23 protein-coding genes are annotated in these 17813 nt (G+C 38.1%); 7 read left to right on the plus strand and 16 right to left on the minus strand.

Annotation, left to right across the window (positions count from 1 at the left end; all coding sequences use genetic code 11):
* Window positions 1–14: 14 nt before the first annotated feature.
* Window positions 15–1223 (plus strand): gephyrin-like molybdotransferase Glp, encoded by a 1209-nt coding sequence (glp, locus tag JG734_RS07985; protein WP_201332766.1) that lies wholly within the window; start codon window positions 15–17, stop codon window positions 1221–1223.
* Here the strand turns inward: glp and JG734_RS07990 are convergent, their stop codons facing one another.
* From JG734_RS07990 to mnmG, 9 genes are all read right to left on the minus strand, one after another.
* On the minus strand, window positions 1224–1910 hold the full coding sequence (locus JG734_RS07990; RefSeq protein WP_201332767.1) for a c-type cytochrome: 687 nt from the start codon (window positions 1908–1910) through the stop codon (window positions 1224–1226).
* A gap of 12 nt (window positions 1911–1922) precedes the next feature.
* Window positions 1923–2504 (minus strand): 6-carboxytetrahydropterin synthase, encoded by a 582-nt coding sequence (locus tag JG734_RS07995; RefSeq protein WP_201332768.1) that lies wholly within the window; start codon window positions 2502–2504, stop codon window positions 1923–1925.
* A 2-nt stretch (window positions 2505–2506) separates the two neighbouring features.
* Window positions 2507–3319 carry a 7-carboxy-7-deazaguanine synthase QueE gene (locus tag JG734_RS08000; RefSeq protein ID WP_236586843.1) on the minus strand — a complete coding sequence of 271 codons (813 nt, stop codon included), beginning with the start codon at window positions 3317–3319 and terminating at the stop codon, window positions 2507–2509.
* Window positions 3267–4235: a GTP 3',8-cyclase MoaA gene (gene moaA / locus JG734_RS08005; RefSeq protein ID WP_201332769.1), complete on the minus strand. Its 969-nt coding sequence runs from the start codon at window positions 4233–4235 to the stop codon at window positions 3267–3269. The genes JG734_RS08000 and moaA overlap by 53 nt, the downstream gene beginning before the upstream one ends.
* A gap of 96 nt (window positions 4236–4331) precedes the next feature.
* Window positions 4332–5246, minus strand: a complete 915-nt coding sequence (locus JG734_RS08010) for a c-type cytochrome (RefSeq protein ID WP_201332770.1) — start codon at window positions 5244–5246, stop codon at window positions 4332–4334.
* Complete coding sequence (locus tag JG734_RS08015; RefSeq protein WP_201332771.1) at window positions 5243–6643, minus strand: cytochrome bc complex cytochrome b subunit; 1401 nt, start codon at window positions 6641–6643, stop codon at window positions 5243–5245. The genes JG734_RS08010 and JG734_RS08015 overlap by 4 nt, the downstream gene beginning before the upstream one ends.
* Window positions 6644–6652: 9 nt before the next feature.
* The gene (gene petA / locus JG734_RS08020; protein WP_201332772.1) at window positions 6653–7174 is read right to left on the minus strand and encodes a ubiquinol-cytochrome c reductase iron-sulfur subunit; all 522 of its coding nucleotides are present in this window, start codon (window positions 7172–7174) and stop codon (window positions 6653–6655) included.
* Window positions 7175–7249: 75 nt separating this feature from the next.
* Window positions 7250–8116, minus strand: a complete 867-nt coding sequence (locus JG734_RS08025; protein ID WP_201332773.1) for a hypothetical protein — start codon at window positions 8114–8116, stop codon at window positions 7250–7252.
* Window positions 8113–9984: a tRNA uridine-5-carboxymethylaminomethyl(34) synthesis enzyme MnmG gene (mnmG, locus tag JG734_RS08030; protein WP_201332774.1), complete on the minus strand. Its 1872-nt coding sequence runs from the start codon at window positions 9982–9984 to the stop codon at window positions 8113–8115. The genes JG734_RS08025 and mnmG overlap by 4 nt, the downstream gene beginning before the upstream one ends.
* 108 nt (window positions 9985–10092) lie before the next feature.
* Here mnmG and JG734_RS08035 point away from each other — a divergent pair, with 108 nt between their 5' ends.
* Window positions 10093–10701, plus strand: a complete 609-nt coding sequence (locus JG734_RS08035; RefSeq protein WP_201332775.1) for a riboflavin synthase — start codon at window positions 10093–10095, stop codon at window positions 10699–10701.
* 151 nt (window positions 10702–10852) lie between these two features.
* Here the strand turns inward: JG734_RS08035 and JG734_RS08040 are convergent, their stop codons facing one another.
* Entirely contained in the window at window positions 10853–11134 is a 282-nt protein-coding gene (locus JG734_RS08040; RefSeq protein ID WP_201332776.1) for a DUF2325 domain-containing protein, read from the minus strand.
* A gap of 266 nt (window positions 11135–11400) precedes the next feature.
* On the opposite strand from JG734_RS08040, the gene JG734_RS08045 reads away from it, so the two are divergent.
* From JG734_RS08045 to JG734_RS08060, 4 genes are read left to right on the plus strand one after another with little or no spacing between them, the layout of a single operon-like run.
* Window positions 11401–11724: a hypothetical protein gene (locus JG734_RS08045; RefSeq protein WP_201332777.1), complete on the plus strand. Its 324-nt coding sequence runs from the start codon at window positions 11401–11403 to the stop codon at window positions 11722–11724.
* 12 nt (window positions 11725–11736) lie between these two features.
* Entirely contained in the window at window positions 11737–11988 is a 252-nt protein-coding gene (locus tag JG734_RS08050) for a hypothetical protein (RefSeq protein ID WP_201332778.1), read from the plus strand.
* An 11-nt stretch (window positions 11989–11999) separates the two neighbouring features.
* The gene (locus tag JG734_RS08055; protein ID WP_201332779.1) at window positions 12000–12500 is read left to right on the plus strand and encodes a flavodoxin; all 501 of its coding nucleotides are present in this window, start codon (window positions 12000–12002) and stop codon (window positions 12498–12500) included.
* Between the two features lie 8 nt (window positions 12501–12508).
* A complete protein-coding gene (locus tag JG734_RS08060; protein ID WP_201332780.1) occupies window positions 12509–13120 on the plus strand; it encodes a hypothetical protein in 612 nt (203 codons plus the stop codon).
* 47 nt (window positions 13121–13167) lie between these two features.
* Here the strand turns inward: JG734_RS08060 and JG734_RS08065 are convergent, their stop codons facing one another.
* The 6 genes from JG734_RS08065 to JG734_RS08090 form a co-directional block, all read right to left on the minus strand.
* Window positions 13168–13326, minus strand: a complete 159-nt coding sequence (locus JG734_RS08065; RefSeq protein ID WP_201332781.1) for a FeoB-associated Cys-rich membrane protein — start codon at window positions 13324–13326, stop codon at window positions 13168–13170.
* 8 nt (window positions 13327–13334) lie between these two features.
* Window positions 13335–15446, minus strand: coding sequence for a ferrous iron transport protein B (gene feoB, locus JG734_RS08070; protein ID WP_201332782.1), 2112 nt, complete (start codon window positions 15444–15446; stop codon window positions 13335–13337).
* Window positions 15447–15674: a FeoA family protein gene (locus JG734_RS08075; RefSeq protein ID WP_201332783.1), complete on the minus strand. Its 228-nt coding sequence runs from the start codon at window positions 15672–15674 to the stop codon at window positions 15447–15449.
* Entirely contained in the window at window positions 15671–15892 is a 222-nt protein-coding gene (locus tag JG734_RS08080) for a FeoA domain-containing protein (RefSeq protein WP_201332784.1), read from the minus strand. Before JG734_RS08080 ends, JG734_RS08075 begins: the two co-directional genes overlap by 4 nt.
* A 101-nt stretch (window positions 15893–15993) precedes the next feature.
* Entirely contained in the window at window positions 15994–16683 is a 690-nt protein-coding gene (locus JG734_RS08085; protein ID WP_201332785.1) for a FeoA family protein, read from the minus strand.
* Window positions 16684–16697: 14 nt separating this feature from the next.
* A complete protein-coding gene (locus tag JG734_RS08090) occupies window positions 16698–16889 on the minus strand; it encodes a ferredoxin (RefSeq protein WP_201332786.1) in 192 nt (63 codons plus the stop codon).
* A gap of 174 nt (window positions 16890–17063) precedes the next feature.
* Here JG734_RS08090 and JG734_RS08095 point away from each other — a divergent pair, with 174 nt between their 5' ends.
* On the plus strand, window positions 17064–17798 hold the full coding sequence (locus JG734_RS08095; RefSeq protein WP_236586854.1) for a sulfite exporter TauE/SafE family protein: 735 nt from the start codon (window positions 17064–17066) through the stop codon (window positions 17796–17798).
* Window positions 17799–17813 lie beyond the last annotated feature (15 nt).

Here is a 17813-nt window from a genome sequence, read left to right on the forward strand (position 1 = left end):
CCAAAGGATAGAGAATGGCAATAGCTGTCACAGAAGCTTTGCAACTCATTGAAAATATTCATACTACTAGAGCAAGAGAGACGCTCTGCATAGAAGAAGCCCTCGGTCGCATTAGTGCCCAAGAGTATCGAGCAAATATTGATCTGCCAAGTTTTAACAATTCTGCAATGGATGGTTTTGCAGTGAGGCTTGAGGATGCAGGAAAAGGGGTTAAAGTAATTGGCACTATCTTGGCTGGCAGCAGTGCACAACTAAGCGTAACACCAGGAAACGCAGTCAAGATCATGACGGGTGCCAAGATCCCAGAAGGCTGTGAAGCAGTAGTACCAATAGAAGATGTGGAGTTTGTAGGTGAAAGTGTCAAACTCCCCTCCAAAATCACTCCTCAGGCTAATATGCGCTTGCGAGGTGAAGATATCAAAGCTGGGCAGACAATTATTGAAAGGGGAGAGTATCTCTCAAGTTACAAAATCGGCCTTCTTGCTAGCCAAGGATACTCCTATATCGAAGTCTATCGTCCGCTACGTGTAGCGATATTTGCCACAGGACATGAGCTTAAAATGCACTATGAATCTTTGCAAAATGCGCAGATTTTCAACTCCAATACTCCATCCCTTCTCGCACGCTGCAAAGAGCTTGGCTGTGAGGTGACTTTTATTGGAAAAATTGAAGATAATCCACAAACGATCAAAGAGGCTATCGCTAATGCAAAAGATGCAGATATTATTATCACAAGTGGTGGAGTAAGTGTAGGTGAAGCAGACTTTACCAAAGAGGCTTTCAAAGATATGGGAATGCAGGTCCTCTTTAGCAAAATTGATATAAAACCTGGCAAGCCTACGACACTTGGCAAAATTGGTGATACATATGTGCTCAATCTTCCAGGCAATCCTCTGGCTGCAATCTTGAACTTTGAGCTTTTTGGTCGCTTCTTGATCAATCGCCTCAGTGGACGCAAAGATCCTTATATCAAACCTATCAAAACAGTAATTGCTCACAAGCTCACACTCAAACCAGGTCGCAATACCATTATACCTGGAACTTTTGATGGAGCAACCTTCTACCCCTTAGAAAAAAGAGGACCCGGAATGGTAAGGCCAGCAAGCTTGATGGATGGGTTTATTATCACAAAAAAGGATGCGTCACAAATTAGCAAAGAGGTGCTCTTCATCCCGCTTGCGAATTTTACTGCAAGCAAGATGTATGAGCTCTTTAGCGGGTAATTACTTTAAAGTAGAGATATAAACTGCAAGAGCTTCAATATCTGCATCACTGAGGCCTGCTACCTGGCCTTTCATCAATGCTCCCATACCGTATTGGTTGAGAGTGCCAGCTTTGTAGCCTTTGAGCTTTTTGATGAGCTCATCTTTGCTCATACCAGCAATAATACCAGATTTGCCTAAAGCTTTGAGATTACCTTTTTGTCCGTGGCATGAAGCACATTTAGTATAGAGCTCTTTGCCTTTGTCTGCTGCTGGTGCAGCTGCAGCTTTTGGCTCGGCTTTTGTCGCAGCCTCTTTTGCAGCAGTTGCACCTGCAGCTGCCGCTGCTGCTTGAGCCGGTTTTGCACCTGGAAGTGCTTCAGTTGCAGATTTTACAACTTCTTTAGCACTTTCAGTCGCTTTTTCTTTGATCTGCTCTACGGTTTCTTTGGCTTTTTGCGCTACATTGTGTGTAGCTTCACTTGCTTGCTCTGCTGCTGAAGATGCACTTTGTGCAGCAGCCTCTGCTTTTGGCGCTTCTGCTTTTGGAGCTTGCTGCTTGGCTGCCGGAGCAGGTTTTGGCGCTTCAACTTTCTTCTCTACAGCACTTTGCTGGCTTTGGGCTTTGGCTTTATGCTCCTCTTTATTACCACATCCTACAAAGAGTAGTGTTGCTGCAACTACTGAAATCAATCCTAGTCTTTTCATGAAGACTCCTTCTTATATTTTTTTTGGATTTATGATCTTATCACCGTGCAAGAGCTTCTCCCACATATGCCTATCACTCCACTCCTCTTTGACACCATCGGAAAATTTAATCAGTTCTAGTGCTATCTTTCCCATCTTTTCATTAAAAGCATCTTCTCGTGAAGCTCTAGCATATCCGGTCTCTGTCTCATGCACAATGACCTCTTTTATTATAACATCTTTCTCTTCATTTACTGTGACAGTATTTTGGAGCACCAAATCAACCATCAAAAGTATTACACGTGCATACTGCTCTGCACTGGGACTCACCGGCAGCTCCACCCATCTTCTACTCCATCGCTTCATAGCAGCCAGATACTCTGGATCATCCCCACTCCACAAAGTTATCGCATGATCAAATGAATCGATAAGCTCTTTGATGGTAAGTTTTGTAAGACCAAAATCATACACCATCTGTCCGCGATCAAGATGGCCTGAAGCAAAAATAAGCTCTACTTTATATGAATGTCCGTGTATCGATTCGCTACATCTTCTAGTTGTACAATTTCGCACAATATGAGCATTTTCAAATTTGTAAAGTTTTCTAATCAGCATAGCTACCTCATCTTTTCTCTATTCCAAAGTCTCACTTGCAATCTATCACTATAGATAAATCCATACAGCAAGCAAAACTCAGCTACAGCTTTATCGTGTTTTCGCAGTATTTCTACCTTATCTCCCAAAGGCATGCAAAACACCTCTACTTCCGGATAGTTCCCCGCTATATCTACAATCTCTTCATATGCGCGCATCTCTATGAGATTGCGGCTGAGAGTAAACTTGAAAAAGCTATATGCGGTATGAGTGACAATTGTGGCAATTGCCTCTTTATTGACGCGTTTTTCATATCTCTCGCCACTATTTGAGAGCTTCACTGCCATTGCAAATATCACATCTTTATAGGCTGGAAAGTTATCAAAATCGATTAAAATAGTAGCATTTGTCTCTATCGTAACGATATATCCCTCATCTACCAAATATTCGATGAATGTATAAAATATTTCATCTTTCCAATAGAGAAGCGGCTCACCACCTGTGAGCACTACGTGTGGTTTGAAATCAAGATATTGTGTATGCTCTTGCAAAATATCTATAAGCTCTTGCACATTTCTAATTTGCTGCCAATCTTTGTGGAACAACTCTTTGTTGACAGCGTGAATACTATCGCACCCAAAGACCTTCTTGCCCTTGACAAAATACTCACCAAAACTAGGACACTTGAGATTGCATCCGCCAAAGCGAAAAAATATGCTGGGTGTACCTACAAATTTGCCTTCACCTTGAATAGAGTAAAAATGCTCCACAAGATAGATCACATCATCCTCCTGTTTCATAGAAGGCACGACTAGAGACTTCGCTGTTCTCTTCACTCCAGCGATTCTCTTTTGGTTTATTAGCAAGAACCTCTTTGAGGATCTCTACAGCTCTATCTATATCACCCTCTTGCACTGCATCTTTGATACTCATTGCTTCATCAAAATAAAGACATGGAATAAGATAGCCTTCTGCAGTGAGGCGGATGCGGTTGCAGCTTTCACAAAAATCGTGTTTGTGGGGATCTATAAGTCCAAAAGTATACTCTTCATCAGCGAGTCTGTACAAAAAGGCTGGGCTGCTTCCCTGGCGCCCAATCTTTTCGATTGCATATTTTTCTTTGATCTTTTCTAGTATCTCCTTGCCATGCATCCCTTTGAGCTGACTGTGGGCATGGACATTTTCCATATATTCAATGAAGCGTACCTGCATTCCACGCTCTTTACAGTACTCTAAAATATCGACTATTTCACTGTCATTGACACCCTTGAGAGGAACCATATTTATTTTGACCTTTAGACCAGCATCTAACGCTGCATCAATACCAGTTAATACATTTTCAAGCACATCTTTGCCGGCAATGAGGCGGGCAGTTTCTGGTTTGAGTGAATCGAGAGAGATATTGAGGCGCTTGAGTCCAGCTGCTTTGAGGTCTTTGGCTATATCTTTGAGCAGATAGCCATTTGTAGTCATCGCTAGATCAATATCTGGCTTATAGTCATAGATCATTTTGATAAATTTATCTAGATCTGCCCTGAGTGTTGGTTCACCCCCAGTAAGACGAATCTTTGTAATGCCCTGATCAATTGCTGCTTTTACAAATTTAAAAAGATCTTCAAAACTAAGAAGGTTTTCTTTAGGTACCCATGAAAAAGGCTTTTCTGGCATGCAGTATTGACAGCGAAAATTGCACCGCTCTGTCAATGATATGCGTAGATAATCAACTTTTCGGCCATGTCCATCTATGAGCATATGTACTCTTTTGGTAGTTTTTTGTAGATTGTAGCAGAAATAGTAAAAAGAAATATTAAAAATGAAGGGTTTTGGAAGGCTTAAGCCTTCCAAAAATTAGTGAACCTCTCTCCAGATTTTCTGTTTCCATAGATATGCGAGGATTGAGAAGATAACAAAGTAGAGCAATACCCATGGTCCTAGGCTATTGCGTTTCTCTTTTTTGCGATCCCCTACTTTTTCAAGATAGGTGATCACTTTTTCTGTAGCCTCTTTTGTCAAACCTACACGAGGCATTGCTGTACCATGGAGAATCTTTTGTGGATCTTCCACGAAATCACGGATATATTCATGCCCTCGACTTCTAATAAACATAGAGAGATCTGGAGGAGTCGTTCCGAGATACTTTTTGAGATTTGATTCATACTGAGCGAGTTTGAGCTCAAACTGCTTCTTCTCAACTTCTGTTTTGAATTTTGGCTCTTCACCAATTACAGTCCAGTGATCGTAGCGAAGATTGTGACAGCGTCCACACGCAGTTTCATAAGCCTCTTTTGGAGAGACCTCTTTTGGTGCAATTGAGACAAGATATGCCACAATATCAGCCAAGTCTTGATCGCTACCAAAGAAATTAGGCATTGGAAAAGGCTTTTTATCATTGAATTTATGAGAAAGTTTAAAAGCCTTCACAGGATCTTTGATAACATTAGCTAAAAATTTATGATCTACAACAGCTGCAATGTTGCTAAGATCTGGTGGATTGACACCATAACTTGCACTTGCAGTCACTGGATCCATAGGAGCAGGGATGTTTTGGCTTTTGATTGAGTGACAGCCTGTACAACCATTATTCATAATAGCTTGCTGCCCTTTGTTTGGATCACCATTGAGTGCTATCGCCTTGAGATCACTATATGCAAATGTAGCAGGTTCATGGTGAGGGTGCATTTTCGAGTGTGCATACGGCTCGATACCCCAATATGTAATACCTACTAATACCACAATGATTGCTAATATTTTCAACTCTCTCATTGCGCACCCCCTCTATTTTTCACAAACACTGGATTGAGGAAAAAGAGCAAATAGAAGATTGCAAAAAGTGCAATTATGACTATTCCGTTTCCAAGTGCTTTTGTATACTCAAGATATCCAGCTATATAGAGTGCTAAAGTCACAAGAATTACTAAACTTAAGAGGCCTTTCTTTCTAGCAGTTACTGCCGGCAATGCTGCAAAAAGTGCCAAGAAACCTACAGCTGCTACATAACCGATATATGCATTGAATCCTGTTGGAGGAAGTTTACCCCAGATTGTAAGAACAATCATATCTGCTACCAAGAGCCAGAACCAAATAAAGAATCCCCCACGTTTTGCAGCAGGTGCTACCTCATCATTTTTGTCAAACCAAGGCAAGAAGAAGAAGATGATGTTCGCAATACCAAAAGCGATAAGCCCCATGTCCATTGCACTCAGTGGTCCAACATTGAAAAAGAATCCACGAAGCACTTCATAACTCCACAAGAAATACCATTCAGGGTAGATATGTGGTGGTGTCTTCATAGGGTTTGCCGGATCAAAGTTTATCGGATCCATTGCAAAGTCATAGTGATAGAACACAAGATAGAAGTAAAAAATCATGAAAACACCAAGAACGAAGAGGTCTTTAGAGATAAATACCGGCCAAAAAGGAATAACTTTTGACTCTTTTTTGAGCCCAGCTTTATATTTTTCAGCCTCTGCATCAAAATCTATCTCTTCTCCCTCTTGGTTGTTAACGTGAGGAATTCGGAGACTATAGAAGTGAAAACCAATAAGCATCATAATAATAATTGGCATCAAGAATACATGAAGCATGAAAAATCTTGTAAGTGTTGGGTCTGAAACGTAGAAGTTACCACGAATCCAAATAACAAGATCATCTCCGATAAATGGAATACCACCAAAGAGGTTGGTAATAACTTGAGCTGCCCAATAACTCATCTGTCCCCATGGAAGCATATATCCACTAAATGCTTCAGCGCTAAATGTGACAAAAAGCAGCATACCTGATATCCAGATCATCTCACGACCACGTTTATATGAAGCGTAGTAGATACCTGTAAGCATGTGGATATAAATTACGAGGAATACAACCGAAGCCGCAACCGCGTGCATATGACGCCACAACCAACCATACCACACCTCTTGCATGATAGTATAGTTAACACTATCAAAAGCAAGTTTTGTATCTGGTTTGTAATACATCAAAAGAAAGATACCACTGATGACAAGAATAGTAAACATTGTCATCAAAACAACACCCATAGCCCACAAAAAGTTGATATTTTTGGGCACCCAATACTCTGCAGCCAATACCTTCCAAAGTTTAGTCAATGCAAGTCTTTGGTCGAGCCACTCATATACACTATTTGCTTTTGTAAAATGTGCCATACCCACTCCTTACGCTTTACCGACCAATTTTTTATACTCTGGACCCTCTTCACCAAGCACTAACTTTGTACCCTCAATTTTGAATGGAGGAATATCCATAGGTCTAGGAGGAGGTCCGAAGGTATTCACACCACAAGCATCATACTCACCACCATGACATGCACAGTGAAAAATTTTCTTTTCTGGTTCCCATGTTGGAATACATCCGAGGTGCGTACATAGACCAATCATTACGAGATATTCACTATCACCTATCTTTACAAGACGTTTTTTTGTCTCATCTGGAAGATGGTTACAATTCTCTTCAGGGGGCTTTTTGAGAATAAAGATAGGTTTACCACGCCAAGTAACCGTACGAAGCTCTCCCTCTTTCATAGGAGAGAGGTCAACTGTAGTAAAACCAGCCGCCATAACACTTGGTAATGGATCCCATGTTCGCTTCATTGCATAGAGTGCTGCAAGTCCGCCTGCAGCTGCAAATCCACCAAACACCATACCAAGGAAGTCACGTCTGCTTTGTGCCATTGACAATCCTTTGTGATAATTTGGTCATCAGATTTTAGTATATATTTAATTAAAAATATATAAAATTAAATTATATGTAAGTTAAGAATTGCTTTTGAGAATCTCCATAATTTTATATGCGGCTTGCTCTGCACTCAATTTCAGCAAGTAATCGCGGTGTGGTTGTGGGATATCAAGAAGTGCCTCTTGGAGTTTCGCAGCATCAAATATACCGATATTGCGCACTTTTACGTTTTCTAAAGCTTGCACATACTCTTCATCGTCTCCAAAGTAGATAACTCTTGCTCCAGTTGCAGCAGCCTCTAGTGCACTTTGGGCAGACCCACTCACAAAAATTTTACTCTCTTGAAGAATCTCGATATACTCATCATATGCATAAATATTTTTGAAATACCTTTTGAGCTTCTCTTCCATATCTACAAAGAAGTAAAACCCTTCCAAAAGATCAAAATCAAAATCTATCAGCTTTGGAGCAATTTGGAGCATCTCTTTGTGATAGTCGCTATCTCCATAGAAAAAGAGTCGTTTTTCTTTTGTAAACTCTCCAAAATAGCGGCTATCAACCAAAACGGCATTGATAACATTATGCCCCACAATATATGGATTTATAAGATACTCTCCCTCTTTTGGCGCATCTTTGGGATCATAACTTATACGAAAAAAAGCTCCAAAATAGTCAATCATCTCTTGGTGAATAATCTCATTGTGTTCATCACTGTCATAGATAATTACATCACCTCTTTCACATATATTGCCAATATTGCGAAAATCCTCTATCCCTACAGCTTTTTGTATACCCAAAATTCTTTTTGCATATGTTGCAGAGCGAAACTCTGTTGTCATGAGATAGGTCTCAATATCTTTAAATTCGTGCATGAGTGCTACAGTACGACGCAAGCGATCAAGTCCTAATCTATTGTCTGTCTTTGCATAGAAGTAGAGTCTCATTTTTTCCCTTTTTGTCGCATTTTGATATAAATATGCAAGATTTCGATCGCTGCTGGAGTAATACCGCTAATCTCGCTTGCAGCAAAGAGTGTAGGAGGTTTGAACTTCTTGAGTTTCTCCTTAACTTCGTTGGAAAGACCACTTATAGCATCGATATCAAGATCTTGCGGGATTTTGACATCCATGAGCTCATGCATGCGCTCAATCTGCTCTTTTTGCTTCTGAATATACTGGGCATATTTTGCCTCAATGAGAATCTGCTCTTTAGCTTCAGGGCTAAAATCTTTAACGATTGGCGCAAGCTTTTCTAACTTTTCCATAGTAAAGCCAGCACGCGCTGCAATATTTTTGAGACTTGTTTTGTCAGTAATCTTCTCTTCACCAATTGTAGCCAAAAAGACAAGATTCTCTTTGGTTGGTGTGATGTATGTATTCTCTAAGTATTCTAAACCCTTTTCGATCTCTTCACGTTTTTTTATCATCCTTGCATAGGTCTCTTCATCTATGAGACCGAGCTTGTGACCATACGGCATGAGGCGAAGATCTGCATTATCTTCACGAAGCAGCAAACGAAATTCAGCCCTGCTAGTAAACATTCTGTATGGCTCTTTTGTCCCCTTTGTAACTAAATCATCTATAAGCACACCTATATATGCTTCATCACGCCCTAAAATAAGCGGCTCTTCCTCTTTGATAGCCAAAGCTGCATTGATACCTGCCATAAGTCCCTGTGCAGCAGCCTCTTCATATCCAGTCGTTCCGTTGATTTGTCCAGCAAGGTAGAGATTTCTGATTTTTTTGGTCTCAAGAGTGTGTTTGAGTTCTGTAGGATCTACATAGTCATACTCTATTGCATAACCATAGCGTACAGGCTGGGCATTTTCTAAGCCCTTGATAGAGCGGATCATCTCTAGCTGCACATCTGGTGGCAAAGAGGTACTAAGACCATTGATATAGTACTCTGTAGCCTCTAGGGTCTGTGGCTCTACAAAAATATGGTGGCGCTCTTTGTCACGAAAACGATAGACTTTATCTTCGATACTTGGACAGTACCTTGGCCCAACCCCTTCTATCTGCCCCGTAAAGAGAGGGGCTCTGTGAAAATTGGATTCGATAATCTCATGGGTTCGTTCATTGGTATAGGTGATGTAGCATGGAAGCTGGGTAGGATTGAAACGTTTTCGATCGGTTCTGAAACTAAACGGAATAGGATTTTCATCGCCCGGTTGCACTTCCATTTTGCTAAAATCGATGGTTTTTGCATCGATTCTTGCACATGTTCCGGTTTTTAGCCTTCCAAGTTTAAGTCCAAGGCTTTTAAGCGAATCACTGAGTGCATTGGAAGCGAACTCCCCTGCTCGTCCCGCTTCTTGTTTGATTTCTCCTATGTGAATAAGGCCTCTTAAAAAAGTGCCTGTAGTTACAATCACCTTTTTTGCATGGTAAATATTTTTTAAATTGGTCTCTACACCAACAACCGCATCTCCTTTGACGAGGAGCCTGTCCACCATCTCTTGTCGCACTTCCAAATTTGGCGTATTGAGCACTATGGTTCGCATCATAATGCGGTACCTGTCCATATCGATTTGCGCTCTGCTTCCTCGCACAGCTGGACCTTTGGAGGCGTTGAGGATGCGGAACTGTATACCTGTTTTATCAGTCGTCAGTCCCATCTGCCCTCCAAGGGCATCGATCTCTTTGACAAGATGTCCTTTTGCCAGACCTCCGATCGCCGGGTTACAGCTAGCGGCACCGATTTGCTCAGCCAAAATGGTAATCATCAACGTTTTCATACCCATACGGGCACTGGCCAGTGCCGCCTCGATACCGGCGTGTCCTCCACCAATGACAATAATGTCAAATTTCATATATTGCTCCGTTTTATCTTTGTTATAATTATACAAAACTTAAGAAAGATTAAACTTGCGACAAGATAGTATCAAAAATCTTCAAGAATTCAAACCAAAAGAGATGCGATGTTCACAGGCCTCATTCGAGAAATAGCAACCGTCTCACATTTTGATGGCAAACATCTGAGACTCAAAGCAAAACATAGACCAAAAATCGGTGATTCCATTGCTGTTAACGGTGCATGTTTAAGTGTAACGAAACTCTATAACGATGGTTTTGAAGTAGAACTCAGCGATGAAACAAGAAACGTTATCGCTTTGGAAAACTACAAAGATCGCGTCCATATCGAACCAGCGATGCGACTTAGCGACAGGATAGAGGGACATATCGTCCAGGGACATATCGACACACTTGGTACAATCATCTCCATAAAACCGGGAATCAACTCCACCGATTTTTTGATCAAAATTCCAAAAGAGTACATCAAGTTTGTTATTCCAAAAGGAAGTATCGCGATCGATGGCGTCAGCCTCACAGTCAACGAAGTTTACGAGGATTCTTTCAGACTTACCATCATACCAATCACCCTCAAAGAGACACTTTTTGGCACCTATACTGTGGGACGCAGAGTAAATATCGAAACAGATATGTTTGCAAGGTATCTTTTCCATCTTTTTGATAGAGAAACTTCTTTAAATTGGGAATTGATCGATAAATTCCACGCATTGTTTTAATATAGAGAAAACTTCCTTCTATTTTTTATTTATTGCATAAATGCTATTTATTTTTGAATATTTATAGAAATATTTTCGTATTTTTTCAAACATACTTTTTAGCATTTGCTCTCCTTTGTAAGTATTTAAATATAGAACAAAAATCATCATTTTACATTTTCATTACCGTTTGTATTTTCTTGATCAACTCATTTTTATTGTATTTTGAATAGACAGTAAGGATATTTCTCTTTTTTGCCTCTTTTTTAAAACTTTCCATTTTACTATGAGCCAGATATTCTGTAATAAAAATCACCATATCAATATCAGATGGTATTTTTTTGTGAAAATTTTTCTTCCTACAATCAAAATGTACTACTTTTATTGCTCCAATTTCATAAAGAGTCGATTGTATATGCTTGATTTTATCGGCACCTATCAGTAAAACTCCCACAATATACTCCTTTATAGATAATGACTGTCGTTTTCAGTAATTAAAAAGTAATTTTCTTGTTTTTATCTTAAATTGATAACAATAATCAATTTAATAAACAATTAAGTTGGGCTGTACTATTATTTTAATAATGATTTTCATTTTCAATAAAAAGGGGCCATCATGACCACAGGAATCAAAAGCAAACAGGCAAAAAAAATTCTCACTGATGCTTGCATTATATTTTTAAAAGCTAAATACTCAAAAATAAAAATAAGGAGAAAATCATGACAGTACCAACAGCTTTTTTTGAAAAAGTTTTAAAGCCGGATATAAGTTCAATATTAGAGTTAGCTTCTATGAATGAAATGATATACCAATACAATTTCGATATAACCACACTTAACAATAGAGATTATAAACAGAGAAATGCTCTTTTTTATGCTATCTATTTTAACAACTTGGAAAACTGCAAATTTCTGCTTAAAAACAAAATCTCTCTTTGGGTAGAACCACAATATCACGCATTAGATTTTGCAAGATCATTAAGAAATAAAAAATGCTATGACTATATTTTGCTTTTTTTAAATAATAAATATATTTTTTCATAAGGAGGAGATGCTATGAACTATCCTAGTGAGTTTATTATTACAGAATTTACTGACGGGTATGTAGAAGAGGATTTTTTGTTTCATGAATTAGGGTTTGAGTATGCATTGGATATTTTGGAAATTCCTGATGAGTTTCTTGAAGATGTTGAATATATTGCAGATGAGGGATTAAAGATATTTCTTGATGAAAGAAAGATAGAAGAGTATATAGGTATGGATTGGTATTACAATCTTTTACCTTATGAAGCAAAATTAACTATATAAAGGATCCGATTATGACAAAAATTATCTATGCAACACAAACGGGAAATACAGAAAATATAGCAAACCAAATTGCCCAAAAAATTGGTGAAAATGTAGATGTTGTCGATATTGCAAACGCAACAAAAGATGATTTTGAAGAGGCTGATTTTTTGATCATGGGAACTTCTACTTGGGGCGAGGGAGAATTGCCTGATGAGCTTGAAGGAGCTATGCCACTTATTGAATCTTTGGACTTAAAAAATAATAATATCGCTCTTTTTGGCTTGGGAGATCAAGAGGAGTATGGGGAATATTTTGTCAATGCTTTGGGAATTTTGTATGAAAAACTTAAAAACAAAGGAGCCAATATCGTAGGTTTTACCTCAACCGATGGGTATGAGTATGATGAAAGTAAAGCTGAGATTGAGCCAGGAGTTTTTTGTGGATTAGTTTTGGATGAAGATAATCAAGATGATCTTACCGAACAAAGAGTCGATAGATGGCTTGAAGAAATTAAGCCCTATATAAAGTAGGAGTTGCAATGCGACTAGCTGGATTTATCATAAAAAATGGGAGAATTTATGAGATTCTCCCTAAGACCTGTTACTTTGAAAGTATAAGTGAAAGAAGAAGGCTCTTTTTTGAAATAATCAATTTTACAATGCCAAAAAGTTTTCGCTTTAATTTACAAGAGTATGATTTTACAAACCAAAACATAGCTCAAATTTTTATGCAAAAAATTGTCTCACTTCTACCCTTTTGGGAAACTGCATTGCTATTTTTAATGCAAACAAATTTTCAATTTTTAATAAATTTAGATAAAGTATTTTTATACATTGTCTATAAAAGAATTTTAAAGAAAAATCCTAAAAAATTTGTCTCAATACAGCCTCCATTTATCTATATTGATAATGGTAAAAGAAAAGTAAGAATCCATCCTCTATGGAAATCCAATTTTAATAAAACTACTATAGAAAAAGAGATGCAAATAATGGAGAAAAATGTAGAGCACTATATCGTTTTTCCAAAACAAAACTACTTTTACCGCTACAAATCTATCTACCACCAAAATTGTGAGATTTTACGCATTGTGCCATATTCATTCTCTTTTTTTCTTAGAAAGAAGAAAGAACTCAAAAAAATTTATGATTGAATTGGGAAATTCATAACGATTGTAGAGCTCGAGAAAACTCTCGAGCTTTAATGATGACTATTTTTTGCACCACATATATTAGAAGAGGAGCATCCTTTACAACTGGTGCAGGCATTTGCATGTCCATGAGTATCTTTTTTAGTATAATGTCTATAAATATACCATATACTGGCAATACCGATTAATCCTATTATTAAATTTTCCATTTTTTCTCCTAAAAACCGAGCAATAATCCGATTTGATAAATCAATGTTGAAACTATATAAGGTGTTATTGTCGTAAGAGCAATTGCACCTCCAACCATTTTCCATCCAAACTCCTGATAAATTGCTCCTAATGTAACGATACAAGGAATCCACAATAGACAAAATACCATATAAGAAAATGCTGAAAGTGGTGTAAAACTCTCTTTAATCTTCTTTTGTAAAGGAGTCTTTTCTGTTTCTATTTCAAACACTCCTGGGACTATACTTGTAAACATAGCTCTGATAGAATCTTTCACAGCAATAAAAAAACCTGTAATTTGTTCTTTTATATCTTCATTGAAGGTGGTAGCTTTATCTTCCCCTTCGGCTTCTTCTTGCACATCATATACTTGACCTAAAGCACCTATAACCGCTTCTTTTGCAATAGTTCCGGGAATTAATGCCGCCACAGGTCTCCAGTCATCAAATCCTGCCGGTTTAAAAACAGGTGCAATTGCTACAGCCGCTTTTCCAAGAATTGTATCTTGCGGTTTTGCTCCGTAAGGAATATTTATTACAACCCATAAAAGAACCATTGTGGCCGCAATAACTGTTCCCGCTTTTTTTACAAAAGCCCCGGTTCTTGATGCAATGGATTTCCAAAGCATTTTTCCTGTAGGAAATCTGTAAGGCGGCAGTTCCATAACGAAAGGCGGAACTTCTCCTTTAAATACAGTTTTTTTCAAAATTAGACCAACAACAATGGCCACTGCTATACCGATAAGATACATAAGTAAAACAATGCCTGCTTGATTCTCTTTAAAAAATACAGCTGTAAAAAGAGCATAGATAGGTAGCCTTGCTCCACACGACATGAATGGAACGAGCAATGCCGTCAATTTTCTGTCCCTCTCATTTTCGAGTGCCCTTGTGGCATAGATAGAAGGCACATTACAACCAAAACCTATAATCAAAGGAATGAACGATTTTCCATGCAAACCTATGCTTCTCATTGCCCTGTCCATAACAAAAGCGGCTCTTGCCATATATCCGCTCTCTTCAAGAAGTGCTAAAAAGAAATAGAGAAAAAACATAAGAGGCACGAAAGTTAACACAAGACCGACGCCTCCGATGATGCCATCTATCACTAAAGACTGCAGCCATTCAGGTGCTCCTGAGAGCATAGCGCTTGTCCATTTACCTATAAAACCGTTTATAAATCCGTCTGTCCAGTCAATAAAGGGTCCGCTTCCATCAAATGTAAATTTAAAAACTATATACATCATAAATATAAAAATCGGAATTCCGAGAAAACGGTTTAAAAATATTGAATCAAGAATATCAGTTAAATCCTTTTTTCTCTTTTCTGTGGATTTTAGTGTCTGTTTGATCAATGATGCAATATAGGTATATCTCTCTTCTGCTATGACGCCCTCGGCATCATCGTTAAAAACTTTTTCAAATTCCTCATGCAAATCCATACATCTATTAGGTTCTGGGAATTTGTCAATAATATCTTTTTCGCCCTCCAAGATTTTAATTGCTGTCCATCTTTTGGGATAAGGAAAGTCTGAGGGGATTAACTCCATGGCTCTTGTTATAAATTCTTCTGTAACGGTTGAATACTTAGGCATTTTTGGTTTTTCTTTTGTCTTACATAACTCCTGAATCATCATTAAAAGTTCTTCTTTTCCAACTCCTTTGGTTGCGATGGTCGGTATAGCTCGAACCCCTGTAAGCTCATAAAATTTTTCTATATCAAATCTATAACCTTTTTCTTTAAAATCATCCCAAATGTTTAAAGCCATAACTATAGGAATTTCCAATTCCATCAGTTGCACTGTAAGATAAAGATTACGCTGCAAATTGGTAGAATCGACTACATCAATTACAATATCCGGTTTTTCTTCAAGCAAATATTCTCTTGCAATTTTTTCTTCTATAGAATAAGGGCTTAAACTATATGTCCCGGGAAGGTCAATAAGTTTTAAAGTCATATCTTTAGTAACAAGGTCAGCCTCTTTTTTTTCAACTGTTACTCCCGGCCAATTTCCAACTTTCAGGTTCGCCCCGGCAATGGCATTAATTAATGTCGTTTTCCCAACATTTGGATTTCCTGCAAAAGCAACTCTACATTTCATTTATATTCCTTCTACTTCTATCATCTGAGCTTCATTTTTTCTAAGGGAGAGTTTATACCCTTTAATGGTTATTTCTATTGGGTCTCCAAGAGGTGCAATTTTTTCAACTTTAATTTTTTCACCCTTAATAATTCCCATATCCCTTAATTTTCTTTTTATTGTTTTATTTTCACCAACCACTGCTTTGACGACAGCTTCTTCTCCAACTTTTAATTCGGAAAGTTTCATTCTTCTTCCTCCACGATTATTTTATCTGCCAATCCAAATCCCAATGCAATCCTGGACTCCCCAAGTTTTACGAGCAATGGCCCTCCATCATTTTTTAAAAGTTTTATTTCAATCCCTGGAGAGATTCCCATGGCCAATAATCTATCTATTGCTTTTCTACCTCCCCTAATGTCAACAATTTTTAATTTTCTTCCTACACTTGCCATTGTTAAAGGCATTTTTCACCCCTATAATTATTTTTTGATGTTTGGGGATAAATCTTTCATAAGATCTATCACCAAACATCACTATGCGGCTGAAATTGCCGCATAGTGTATAATTATTCAACAAAAATCTTTTCGGCAAGACCTTCACCGATAATATGTTTTTTACCTGTCTCTTTGACCATAACCATCAATGGCATTCTTTTGGGATCTTTAATATAAAGTACTTTTATAATGGAACCTTCTTTAATCCATTTTTCATCATACATCTCTTCTTCTCCATGGGAAGCTGCAACAAGTGTTATAGTTCCCGTCTCACCTTTCTTCATGAAGCCGAGCTGCTTTTCGCCCTCTTCGGTTTTCACAAGGATCGGTTTGGTAGGAGAGACATGAACCACTTTTTCGTCTTCAATTTTGAGAATTTTATCTTCTCCTTCTGGTAAAAAAGATTCGATGGTAATTTCTTTACCTATATCAAGTCCAAGGGCTTGAAGTCTTTTATACTCCTCTTTTCCTCCCTCAATGGAAACAATCTTTGCGCTCTCTTTGGGAGCAAGTTGTGCAACTCTTTTTTCATCTTTATCAGTCACAATTACTCTAGCTTGTTTAAAGCCTAGTATCCTTTTATTTCCTTCGACCTCTACAACCACTTTTGATTGAAAATGGGTATCGATAATAAGAGTAGATCCCTCATCTATAGCATATTCAGCCAGTTTTGTATTGGCATACTCGCACAGATACTCATCAAATCCGACAACTTTTAACTCTACTCCTCTTTCACTGTTCCAAAGACTCTTTTTTTTCATTTTTTTCTCCTTTTTTATTTTTGTGTGATTGCCCCAAAAGGACACATTTCACATGCCCTTTGCAAGCATGCTACTTCCATATCATTTTGCGGATTTCGTACTATCTCATAATAGCCATCTCCACCTTTTTTGATCATACCTCTTCCTGCTCTCAATGCTCTGGCACATCTTTTACACTTCGTTCGATCTATTGTAAAAGTTGGCATACTCCTCCTTTCGCTCTACTTCTAATAATGATAACTAATATCATTATTTACCAAAATTGTATATCCAAGAGCATTAAACATTTCTTAAAATGATAGTCATTATCATTTTAATTCGATTTTTATCAAGATGAGCTATAATCGTATTTTTAATTAATTTAATTTAAGGATTATAGTTTGGAGTATCTTCTCTATTTTACAGTTACCCTGATACTTTCTACTCTATTTGCTATGGGTGGCACTGGCTCTGGAATTGCCCTAATACCTGTTTTACATCTCCTTGGTATCGGATTTAATCTGGCTAAAGCTGTAGGACTTTTTGTAGGTTTTGCAACCACTTTTACTTCCAGTATCATGAATTTTAAGCGGAAGGTCCTCGATGTGAAATTCGCTCTCCCGCTTGCTTTGACGCTGCTGGTTTTTGCTCCAATCGGTGCACAGCTTTCACGATTCGTGGATGAGAAAATCGTCAAAGTTTTATTTATTCTATTTCTTTTTTTCAGCGCTACAATGATGATGTTTTTTAAAAAGGAGCCAAAAGCACATTTCCAAAAACCATGGGTATTAGTGATACTGGGAATAGTAGTAGGTCTTCTTGCCGGACTGCTTGGTGTGGGAGGCGGAAATATGCTCCTTCCAGTTTTGATTCTTCTAGGTTTTGAGCCCAAAAAGGTAGCCGTTGCAGTAAGCTTTATGGTGCCTTTTTCCGCATTTACCTCATTTTTGAGTTATGCCAGTTTCGTACAAATGGATTGCATTCTTTTGGGAGTCTGTGCAATTGCCGCTATTATTGGAGGATTTATTGGAAATCATATTATGCACGTTAAACTCACCCAAAGCCAAACAAAGAGAGTTATTGCAGTCATTTTATATATTTTAGCAATACATATGGCTTTCACTCTTGTCGCCTAAAAATTAATATAAAAT

The sequence above is a fragment of the Nitratiruptor sp. YY09-18 genome (assembly GCF_016593235.1).
Lineage (GTDB): Bacteria > Campylobacterota > Campylobacteria > Campylobacterales > Nitratiruptoraceae > Nitratiruptor.

Coding starts and splice junctions, on each gene's coding strand:
- glp (WP_201332766.1), top strand. CDS start 15: ATGGCAATAGCTGTCACAGAAGCTTTGCAACTCATTGAAAATATTCAT.
- JG734_RS07990 (WP_201332767.1), bottom strand. CDS start 1,910: ATGAAAAGACTAGGATTGATTTCAGTAGTTGCAGCAACACTACTCTTT.
- JG734_RS07995 (WP_201332768.1), bottom strand. CDS start 2,504: ATGCTGATTAGAAAACTTTACAAATTTGAAAATGCTCATATTGTGCGA.
- moaA (WP_201332769.1), bottom strand. CDS start 4,235: ATGCTCATAGATGGACATGGCCGAAAAGTTGATTATCTACGCATATCA.
- JG734_RS08010 (WP_201332770.1), bottom strand. CDS start 5,246: ATGAGAGAGTTGAAAATATTAGCAATCATTGTGGTATTAGTAGGTATT.
- JG734_RS08015 (WP_201332771.1), bottom strand. CDS start 6,643: ATGGCACATTTTACAAAAGCAAATAGTGTATATGAGTGGCTCGACCAA.
- JG734_RS08025 (WP_201332773.1), bottom strand. CDS start 8,116: ATGAGACTCTACTTCTATGCAAAGACAGACAATAGATTAGGACTTGAT.
- mnmG (WP_201332774.1), bottom strand. CDS start 9,984: ATGAAATTTGACATTATTGTCATTGGTGGAGGACACGCCGGTATCGAG.
- JG734_RS08035 (WP_201332775.1), top strand. CDS start 10,093: ATGTTCACAGGCCTCATTCGAGAAATAGCAACCGTCTCACATTTTGAT.
- JG734_RS08045 (WP_201332777.1), top strand. CDS start 11,401: ATGACAGTACCAACAGCTTTTTTTGAAAAAGTTTTAAAGCCGGATATA.
- JG734_RS08050 (WP_201332778.1), top strand. CDS start 11,737: ATGAACTATCCTAGTGAGTTTATTATTACAGAATTTACTGACGGGTAT.
- JG734_RS08055 (WP_201332779.1), top strand. CDS start 12,000: ATGACAAAAATTATCTATGCAACACAAACGGGAAATACAGAAAATATA.
- JG734_RS08060 (WP_201332780.1), top strand. CDS start 12,509: ATGCGACTAGCTGGATTTATCATAAAAAATGGGAGAATTTATGAGATT.
- JG734_RS08065 (WP_201332781.1), bottom strand. CDS start 13,326: ATGGAAAATTTAATAATAGGATTAATCGGTATTGCCAGTATATGGTAT.
- feoB (WP_201332782.1), bottom strand. CDS start 15,446: ATGAAATGTAGAGTTGCTTTTGCAGGAAATCCAAATGTTGGGAAAACG.
- JG734_RS08075 (WP_201332783.1), bottom strand. CDS start 15,674: ATGAAACTTTCCGAATTAAAAGTTGGAGAAGAAGCTGTCGTCAAAGCA.
- JG734_RS08080 (WP_201332784.1), bottom strand. CDS start 15,892: ATGCCTTTAACAATGGCAAGTGTAGGAAGAAAATTAAAAATTGTTGAC.
- JG734_RS08085 (WP_201332785.1), bottom strand. CDS start 16,683: ATGAAAAAAAAGAGTCTTTGGAACAGTGAAAGAGGAGTAGAGTTAAAA.
- JG734_RS08090 (WP_201332786.1), bottom strand. CDS start 16,889: ATGCCAACTTTTACAATAGATCGAACGAAGTGTAAAAGATGTGCCAGA.